5 protein-coding genes and 1 pseudogene are annotated in these 7,587 nt (G+C 68.2%); 2 read left to right on the top strand and 4 right to left on the bottom strand.

Annotated features, from left to right (window positions below; genetic code table 11):
- Positions 1-346: 346 nt before the first annotated feature.
- Positions 347-528, bottom strand: a pseudogene (locus SSP24_RS45630) (site-specific integrase); the annotation flags it as partial.
- Positions 529-1,074: 546 nt separating this feature from the next.
- Here SSP24_RS45630 and SSP24_RS00010 point away from each other — a divergent pair.
- The gene (locus SSP24_RS00010; RefSeq protein ID WP_373306643.1) at positions 1,075-2,112 is read left to right on the top strand and encodes a LacI family DNA-binding transcriptional regulator; all 1,038 of its coding nucleotides are present in this window, start codon (positions 1,075-1,077) and stop codon (positions 2,110-2,112) included.
- 710 nt (positions 2,113-2,822) lie between these two features.
- Positions 2,823-4,010 carry a tetratricopeptide repeat protein gene (locus SSP24_RS00020; RefSeq protein ID WP_167529466.1) on the top strand — a complete coding sequence of 396 codons (1,188 nt, stop codon included), beginning with the start codon at positions 2,823-2,825 and terminating at the stop codon, positions 4,008-4,010.
- A 503-nt stretch (positions 4,011-4,513) separates the two neighbouring features.
- Here SSP24_RS00020 and SSP24_RS00030 read toward each other — a convergent pair.
- The 3 genes from SSP24_RS00030 to SSP24_RS00045 form a co-directional block, all read right to left on the bottom strand.
- Positions 4,514-4,813, bottom strand: coding sequence for a hypothetical protein (locus tag SSP24_RS00030; protein ID WP_141306442.1), 300 nt, complete (start codon positions 4,811-4,813; stop codon positions 4,514-4,516).
- 519 nt (positions 4,814-5,332) lie between these two features.
- Positions 5,333-6,010, bottom strand: coding sequence for a hypothetical protein (locus SSP24_RS00040; RefSeq protein WP_174864551.1), 678 nt, complete (start codon positions 6,008-6,010; stop codon positions 5,333-5,335).
- A gap of 12 nt (positions 6,011-6,022) precedes the next feature.
- A partial coding sequence (locus SSP24_RS00045) for a glycoside hydrolase domain-containing protein (RefSeq protein ID WP_218037057.1) occupies positions 6,023-7,587 on the bottom strand: 1,565 nt, incomplete at its 5' end.

Below are 7,587 nucleotides of genomic sequence, written 5' to 3' on the forward strand. Positions count from 1 at the left end.
GAGTTGCGGCGAGTGCAGGAACACGTGCGCGCCTCACCCCGGGCGGACAGGTTGATCTTGATCGACAACTCGTCTACCAGGAGCTTCACTTCGTCACGCACACGGTGCCCCGCTGCCGCGCGACCTGCACCGACCTGGGCAGGGGGCAGAGGCGCCGCACCGGCCTTCAGAGCGCAGACAGTGGAAGCGCCACCCGTCGTTCCAGCCCGAACTCAGCATCGCCGGTACTGACGACCGCAACGGTTTCCGCATGGACCCCGGGCAGCGTGGCCAGCGGGACGCCAGCCCTGTGTAGCACTGTCCGGCGGGGCTTCTGAGGCGCTTGACGGCAACGCTGACGGCAACGTCAGCGGACAGCTGCCGGTGCGGGCGGATCGTCGGGCCGACCTTCGGTCGGGTGAGCTGCCGTTGAGGGTGTCGATGGCTTGGCGTTGGAGGCGGAGTCGGACGTGGGCGTAGACGCCGGCGGTCAGGTCGATGTGGGTGGCCGAGGAGTTCCTTGATCGCGACGAGGTCGGCGCGTTCGTCGCCTCGCTGCCGCGGACTCGCCCTCGACCCGCCCCTCGCCGGAGGATCTGATCCTCGAACCACGGAACGCTTCTTGTCAGCTGCGACCATCCCCACTGGGAGCAGGACGGCCCCGGGGACGCGCCGTGGACCGACTGAGCGAAGATCCACCGCTGCTCGGCTTCTGCCGCCGAACTCTCAGTTGGCGCCACCAAGGCTGCGGATCATCTGGCTCCACAGGTGCGTCTGGCAGCGCCGAAAAGACGCCGGCCTTTGCGTGCCAGCTGCGGAACACGCCACGGAACATCTGGTGAGGCTCGTGCGGTAAAGGGCCCCTCAATGAAGCCACTGTGCTCTCCTTCGCTTGCTCCGTTACCGTTAACGTGACCGCTAACGCGATTCTTGCTCAGGGGAGGAGATTCCGTCAACGCCCGTCGCCAGACGGCTCACGATCCGCCGGTGGCGTTCTGGCGCTGTCCTGCTCTTGTGGCAGTGCCGCTGGTGATGGCGCGGCAGGCCGGTGAACCTGATTGACTTGGACACAGGGCGGCACAGGAACAGAAGCGAGTGGGCAGCGTGGCCGGACAGCGGGAAACGGAAGACCAGCGGGCGCGAGGTGTGAGAACCGTCAAGCGCGTCACGCTCCGCGACGTCGCTCAGGCGGCAGGCGTGTCCCATCAGACCGTCTCCCGGGCGATCAACGGCAAGGGAGAGATCGACCCGGGAACTCAGCAACGCGTGCTCGATGTCGCAAGGCAGTTGCGGTACCGGCCCAGCCGGTTCGGCCGGGGGCTGGTCCGCCCGGACGTCGTATCCGTCGGGCTCATCGTCCCCGACGTGGTCAACCCCTTCTTCCCGGAGTTCGTGGCAGGAGTGATTGCGGCCGCGGACGAACGCGACTGGCAGGTGCTCGTGGCCAGCACCGAGAACGATCGGTCCCGGGAGCTGGCCTTGGTCCGCTCACTCGGCCAACAGGTTGACGCTCTTGTCGGCTACATCAGCCATCCCGATGCGCAGCTCGAGCCGTACGTGGGCACCGTGCCGCTGGTTGTAGTCGATCGCGGGCTGGACTCGTCGAACCACGCGTTGGTCCACATCGACACCGCGGCCGGAATCCGGGCCGGGATGCAGCACCTCATCGACCGGGGTCACCGCCGTATCGGCATGATCGACTGCGAGTGCGTGAGCGCCCCGATGGTCCGGCGCCGCACCTTCCTCGAAGTCGTCGGCGAACATGCGCTGCCCGTCGACGAGGGCTGGGTTGTCATGGGTGAGCAGTCCCCGGCCGGGGGCGCCGCCGCGTTCGAGGCGCTGTACGCCGCGCGCCCAGACCTCACCGCCGTGGTCGCCTTCAACGACCTGGTTGCGATCGGCGCGCTCCGGGCCGCCCGCCGGCTCGGCGCCCAAGTACCGGACGACTGCGCACTGGTCGGCTACGACGGGCTGAGCGTCGTCGATCTGGTCGACCCGCCACTGACCACCCTCCACCTCGACAAGCGACGGCTGGGCGAACTGGCCATCCACCAAGTCGACCAACTCCTCGCAGGCGAACTGCCACCCCCTATCGTCCTGACACCAAGCTTGAATGTCCGCGGCACGACGTGACCCAGATTTGCCGTGCGGGCCATGCAAATGCTGCGCGGCGACGACCGCCTACGCCTCACATACCCCAGGAAGCAACAACAACTGACTCCACCGTCAACCAGCGCACAACTACGTACCGCTCCCCCACCAGACGGTCAAAGACGCCGTCCCTGCACCACGTCACCGACCCCCTTCACCCCCAGACGAGACACCCACCGCCCCCGGCACCCGCCGGGGGCTTCCTGGTTCCTGGAGACCGGACGTGCCGACTTACGAGACAACGACCCGCTTCACCGCCGACCTGGACCGCCTCACCCCCGAACAGCGCCGCTGCTTCCGCCAGGCCGTCACCACCTTCGTGGCCGACCTCCAAGCTGGCGACGGCTTCCGGGCCTCGCTGCGTGAAGTGCGCGGGTTCGCGGAATCTGGCAGGGGTCTGACGGGGAACCCGTCCGCCAGCCTGTGTTTCCGGCGTAGAACGAGTGGGTTCAGCCATCTGGTCGATGAGGCCTGTCAGTGGTCGCCCGTACGCTCAGGCCCGTGAACATTGACGATCTTGAATGGCAGTCACGGACACTCGGCGGAATATCTCCTCGCCTGGTCACCATGCTGGTGGAGCGGGGGGAGGTGGAGCTGCTGGTTCAGGCCGCATCGGAGCGGGGGAAGTGGTTCTGCGCCCAGGCTGCGGCTCGCGAGCTGTCCCGGGAGGGCGAAGTCGAGCGGGCCTGGGCGTGCTGGAGCCGTTCATCGAGGCTGGGTGGAACCGGGCCCGCTGGGAGAGGGCCAAGGTCCTGCTCGAGGCGGGGAGGGTGCAGCAGGCACTTGACGCCGTCCGCCCGGACGATGAAGGCCTTGCCTCGGAGTGGGTGTGCCACGACTTCGCGCAACTGCTGGCCAAGGCGGGGAGGCTGGATGAGGCGATTACCGTACTCACGCCGCATCTGGACAGGGAGTGGATCCTGTCCACCCTCGTCGAGCTGACAGAGAGCCAGGGCCGTGATGAACAAGTCCTGGAGCTGATCGCGCCGCGCGCTGAGCGGGCCCGCAGCGCCCGCGGCGAGGAGCGATGGGGTTTCCACCCCAGCAACGCGCAAGATCTCCAAGCCCAGGTCCTGGAGCGCGCGGGCCGGGCCGACGAGGCCGTCCGGATGCTTGGGGCAGACATCGCAGCCGGGCACTTCGTGGTCCAGAACACACTGATCGCCTACGCCGAGTTCCTGCGGCGCCACGGACGCCTGGAGGAACTGCGCGTGCTGGGCACCGGCGAGCGTGCGGGTGAGACGCTCGCGTACTACGCGCGAGCGCTCGAAGACGACGGACAGGCAGATGAGGCCGAGGCCGCGCTGCGGCATTTTATCGCGGCCGCCGAGTATCCGGACCGGTTCCGCTGGCCTCTGATCGAACTGCTGGGCCGTCAGGGCCGGATCGAGGAAGCCGTCGAGGTGGGTCGCCCGACGTTCGACTACCACGACGCCTGCCTCTTCGAAGGCATCATCCACCTGCTACACGAAGCCGGACGGCTGGACGACGCCCTAGCACTCCTGGACGAACGCAGTGCTGAGTTCGTCGCGGAGCATTCATCCTGGTTCAGCTCGAACCGGATCTGGCTGCTGGGCGAGGCCGGTCGGCACGAGGAGGCCCTCGCCTACGCTGAGAGGCTGTCGCCGGGCACGTACGGCCTGACGGTCAGCAAGGCGTGGATCCTGGAAGAGATGGGGTGCCTTGAGGAAGCTCTCACCCTGCTGCGGGCGGATACCGAACTGCGGCTGTCGGAAGTGGCCGAGCTGCTCATCCGGCATGGCCGCGCCGCCGAAGCCATCGCCGGAATGCCCTCCCTCACTGAACAACATGCGGCCAGCCGGCAGCGTGACGCGGCCATTCAGGCCGACCGTTACCCCAACGACCTCCCTTCTAGATGAGCGGCCTCTGATGAGGCGTCACCTGAGTAGTTTCGCCGTACGCTCGGGATGTGCGGCGGTGACATAGTGCATGGCAGTCTTCTCCGTGATCCCGAAGAGCCTCATCAGCCGGAGGAGGTCGGCTGTTTCGGCTGCCTCGTTGATGTTCTTCCAGGTAGAGGGTGTGCCGTAGGAGGCCGCGGCGGATGACGAGGGTGCCACGTGCGAGGTTCAGGTCGCAGGTCAGGATCGTCCGGAGTTCGTGGACGGGCACGGCGTGGACAGCGGCCAGGACGAGGACCAGACGCCCGAGCGGGGTTTTCGTCTGCTGCAACGCGCTGGCCAGCAGGTCACTAGTGACCGGCTTCCGTATCCCTGTCGGGCTGCCCAGGAAGGTCGCGATCGGGCCGCAGGAGACGAAGATCTTCTGCTGTCGGTTGACCATGCCCGGCAGCATCAGAGCGATGAAGAGCGCCGCCCTCGGGGCGGCGAAGTTGCTTCTCCCAGCGCGGCCGCGAGGGGCTTCATTTCCGGGATGAAGGCCGCGACGCCGGCGGCGATACCGAGGACCAGGGAGACCGTGCCCAGGGACTTGACCGCCTGCCCGGCGTCCGGTCGTTCCGGATGGGCTCCGCGTTGGCCACGGTGACCATGTCGTTGGCCGCCGTGTTGGCCGGGTCGATGCCGTCGGCCTTGTTGTAGCGGGCCTCTTCGGCCGCTCTTGCTGACTCGGCGGCGATCTCGTCCTGCCGCTTCTGCTCGACGATCTTCTTGGCGTCGCTCGCGGCCTGCTTGGCTTCGCTGGCACTCTGGCCCGCGGCCATGGCGTCTGCGTACGCCGTGTCGGCGGCGGTCTGCCGCTCAGGGCCGAGCTCACCGCTGACTGGGCCGAGGCTGTGGCCTGGTTGGCCTTGTAGTTGGCTTGGCGGCTCGCGGTGCGGGCAGCGGAGGCCGCGGTGGTTGCCGAGGCCCGGAACGAGAGGACGGCTTCTGCAGCAGACCGTTTTGGGCCGTTCGTTCGGCTGATGCGCAGTGGGCGCGGATCGAGCCGTTGCTCCCGGACCTGACGCGGAGAAGTACGGCAACTGGCGCGGTGTCTACAACCGGCTGCGGATGTGGGCCGTCGACGGCACCTGGGAGCGGGTGTTCATCGTGCTGGTGGGTCAGGCCGACACGGACGAGGATCTGAGCTGGGTCGTGTCGGGTGCACTCCACGATCGTGCGGGCTCATCACCACGCGGCCGGGGCCCGCCAAAAAAAGGGGGGCCCCGGCCGGCGAACCGGCCGACCACACCACCGGCCGGCCGGTCCCGCGGCGGACTGAGCTCGGTATCTACCCGGGCTCAGGCGCCCTGAGCCCGACGCAGGCGCCCGGCCTTGGCCCGGCGGGACGGGGCCGCCGGGTCGGCGACCGTGCCGGCCGTCTGGATCCGCGACGCGGTGGCCCGGCCGGTGTCCAGCCGGGACGCGACCCGCGCCAGGGCCCTGTCCCCGGGACGGGCGGCGATGTGGAAGTGCGAGACCTTCACCGGGGTCAGGTCGCCGCCCCACACGACCGTCCCGTCACAGTCCGCGAGGATGTCCCGCACGATCGCCTCCTGGTGCGGCCACAGCCCCTCGCTCCCCTTCAGCGGATAAGCGGTGGGGTGGAGCGCGATCGCGGTACCCGACAGGTGGTTGGACTCGAAATCGGCGCCGACCGTACGCCGCGCGGTGTGACCGGCGACGCCGCCGCCCTCACCCGTGTCGAGCGCGGCGATCTCGTAGTGCCAGCGCCGCGCGACGTGCAGAAGCACCGCCGCGACTTCACCACGCCGCAGGCCGAGCGACGCGGCGGACCCCTCGACGTGGTGGACGGTGACTGCAACGGGATCGATCCGCCAGCCGTTGGCGGACACGTCACCCGCCCACGGCCCCGTGCGCGGCGCGGCCGCCGGTGCGGGGGTGGCCAGGGCGCCCGACGCCACGGCCAGCACGCCGGTGCCGGCGGCGGCCCCCAGGAGACTGCGTCTGGAGATCATCGGCTTCCTCCCTCATCCTCGGCCGACTGCTGAGACACCGGGGTCGCCGCCGTCCCGCCAGATGTTGTGGTCCAGGCCCCAGCCCGGCTGGAACTCGTACTCGTGGATCTGGTTGAACGACCAGTTCTCCGGCAGCGGGAAACCGAGGTTCCCCGAGAATCCCCAGGACATCCCGGAGACGAACGACCAGCGGGCGCCGGCGTCCTTCGACACCCGGATGCACACGTTGCGGGAGCCGTAGACGCCGAAGGTGTAGCGGCTCCCGAGTTCGGCGAGAGCGGCCTTGACGCCGTTGAAGTACGGCACGACATTGCTGGTGATCTCCTCGTCCGTCGCGTCGTAGTCGACCCCGAAGTAGATGCACGTACCGGTGCCGATCCCGTGTTCGGCGGCCTTCACGTGGGCCTTCTTCCCCTGGTCGTAGCCCTTGTCGTAGGTGAAGTTGCCGAGTTCCGTGCCGTTGTACTGGAAGATGGGGAAGAACCTCAGCCCGGCGTTCAGAATGGCCTGCGGCTCGCCGGGCTTGAGCGCCTTGCCGAGATAGCCGTCGTCGCCCGGGGCGAGATGCTCGTCCAGATAGCGGCCGACGATGTGGTAGCCGTTGGCCTTGAGCAACTGACCGCGCTGCGGGGTGATCTCCGTGATGCAGTCGCAGCCGGTGGCGTCCCGCGTGGTGTCACCGGACGACACGAGGAGCTGCGCCCAGGTCGCGTAGTCGTTGTGGCCCGTGACGGGGAGCTGGGAGAACCTCTGGAAGGCCTGGAGCCACCCCAGGTGCGTACCGGTGGGGGCGTCGGTGCCGATGTCCGCCGCAAGGTAGTGCGCCTGTCCGTTCGCCGTGTACGTCGGTGAGTTGAAGTAGCACGCGGCCCGGAACAGGTACCGCAGATCGCCCGTGAGGGTCGCCGACCCCCGTCCCTTGAGGGCTGCCTGCGTTCCCGGTCCGAAGTACCCGTTGATCGAACCCGGGGCGATCCCGAGCTCGTACTGGATGGCCATCATGAGCCCCTGCTGGACATCGCGGGAGTAGATCCCGTCGCAGGGCACCAGACTCATCGCGGGAATGCCGATGCCCGCGACGTAGCGGGAGTTCAGCCGCTGCTGGATCGCCCGGACGTGGGGGTCGCCACCGGGCACGAGCCGGAACTGGTCCATGCGCAGCAGCGACTTCAGCACATGCGGCCACATGGCCAGACGCTGCCCGGCGTTGGCATGGTCCAGGCCCATGTCGGCGTAGAGCTGCCGGAGGGAGGCCTCGGACTCCTCGCCCCATCCACCGAGGGACTGGGAGGCCCAGTAGCCCTTGCACCACAGCGCCCCGTTGTACAGGCGCAGCAGATTCGCGTTCCGCTCGAACTCCGGCACGATCTCGTGGTTCTTCACCGCGTTGAACGTGCCGGGGCCGAAGTTCTGGACTGTGGGAGATATGCCGAGTTCGTGCTGAAGCCCCTGGGTGAGCGCGAGCACGGTGTTCCAGCCGGTGTAGCCGGTCACGGAGCAGCTCACGTACCCGGGTGCCGTGTCGTAGGTCTCGTTCACCCATTTCTGCGTCCGGTACACGTAGATGTCGGCGGGGG

Source organism: Streptomyces spinoverrucosus, assembly GCF_006539505.1.
Taxonomy (GTDB): Bacteria; Actinomycetota; Actinomycetes; order Streptomycetales; family Streptomycetaceae; genus Streptomyces; species Streptomyces spinoverrucosus.

Coding starts and splice junctions, on each gene's coding strand:
- SSP24_RS00040 (WP_174864551.1), bottom strand. CDS start 6,010: ATGATCTCCAGACGCAGTCTCCTGGGGGCCGCCGCCGGCACCGGCGTG.
- SSP24_RS00030 (WP_141306442.1), bottom strand. CDS start 4,813: ATGGCCGCGGGCCAGAGTGCCAGCGAAGCCAAGCAGGCCGCGAGCGAC.